The organism is Bifidobacterium sp. UBA6881 (assembly GCA_002451435.1).
Taxonomy (GTDB): Bacteria; Actinomycetota; Actinomycetes; order Actinomycetales; family Bifidobacteriaceae; genus Bifidobacterium.
Window position 1 is genome coordinate 1 of record DKCF01000113.1, and the last position, 1,556, is coordinate 1,556.

The 1,556-nt window shown below is 65.8% G+C and carries 2 protein-coding genes; both read left to right on the top strand.

From position 1 onward, the window contains the following. Positions 1-775: ABC transporter permease (locus B3C64_RS08660; RefSeq protein ID WP_291535087.1), on the top strand; the 775-nt coding region annotated here is incomplete at its 5' end. Next, the gene (locus tag B3C64_RS08665) at positions 772-1,554 is read left to right on the top strand and encodes an ABC transporter ATP-binding protein (protein WP_291535089.1); all 783 of its coding nucleotides are present in this window, start codon (positions 772-774) and stop codon (positions 1,552-1,554) included. The genes B3C64_RS08660 and B3C64_RS08665, both read left to right, overlap by 4 nt. Positions 1,555-1,556: the final 2 nt, after the last annotated feature.

Consider the following 1,556-nt stretch of genomic DNA (forward strand, 5'->3'; position numbering starts at 1 on the left):
CGCCGTATCGGTCGTATCGCTGTTCTGGACGCCGTACCACTTGCTGGCGACGGACGGCTACCATGTGTGGTCCTCGCCATCCGCCGCGCATCCGCTGGGCACGGACGGCGTCGGCTCCGACGTGCTGAGCTGGCTGATGGCGGGGTCGCGCACCAATCTGGCGATCGCCCTGCTCACCGTATGCGTCGCGGCCGCGCTCGGCCTGCTGCTCGTCGCGGCCATGGTGTCGCGCAACAGCGCGTTCGCGTCCACCTCGGTGGTCGTCGTCGATGCGCTGATCTCCCTGCCCACCGTGCTGATCGCATTGATCCTCACCGTGCCGTTCGGCGCATCCGCCGCCGTCATCGTCGTTTCCTGCGGATTCGCGTACGGCATGAATCTGGCGAGGATCCTGCGCCCCGCGGCCCTGCTCGCCGCGCGCTCGCCATACGTCGAGGCGTCGCTGTGGGCCGGTGCCCGGCCGATCCGCGTGTTCTTCACGCATGTTCTGCCGAACACCCTGCCCGTGCTCAGCGTGCAGCTTTCCATGAGCGCGGGCACGTCGCTGCTCGCCGAAGCGGGATTGACCTATCTCGGCGTGGGCGTCGGCTCGGGCGTTCCCAGCTGGGGGCACTCCCTGGCCACATCGGTCAGGTTCATCAGCATCTATCCGACGGCCGTGCTCTGGCCCGGCCTGGTGGTGACCGTGGTGGTCATCGCGCTGAACCTCTTCGGCGACGCGCTGCGTGACGCCATCGACCCATTGACGAATCCGGCATTGAGGAACATCGCATGAGCGTGCATATTCACAACCTTGATATCTCCATCAACGGCAATCCGATCGTGCATGATGTGGAACTGGCCATCGCGGACGGCGAACGCGTCGGACTGATCGGATCGTCCGGTTCCGGCAAATCGATGATCGCCAAGGCCATGATGGGCATCCTTCCCGAAACGGCGCGGGTGCGCGGCGGCATCGATCTGGATGGCACGCATGCCGTCGGCGCCACCGACGAGACCATGGCCGATCTGCGCGGCCGCTACATGGGCATGGTGTTCCAGAATCCATCCGTCGCGTTGAATCCCGTGATGACGGTGGCGCAGCAGGTCGGCCTGCCGCTGTATTTGCATTACGACCTGACGCTCGAAGAGCGCGTGGAGCGCGTCAAGGCGATGCTGGCGAAGGTCGGACTCGCCGAGGACGTGCTGCTCAAATACCCGCATGAGCTTTCCGGCGGACAGCAGCAGCGCGTCGGCATCGCCACCGCGCTGATCACCTCGCCAAGGCTGATCATCGCCGACGAGCCGACCACGGCCTTGGATTCGATCACGCAACGGCAGATCGTCGATCTGCTGACTTCGCTGGTCGACGACGCCGGCGCGTCCATGCTGTTCATCACCCACGATTTCTCGGTGCTCAAACGCGCCACCACGCGCTGCTACGTGCTGTCGGAAGGGCGTGTCGTGGAATCCGGGGCGACCGACGCGCTGCTGGCGCGTCCCGCAACGCCCGAGGCCGCGCATCTGGTCCGTGCCGCGCGGGAACTGTCGCTCGACATCGAAGGAGGACGATGATG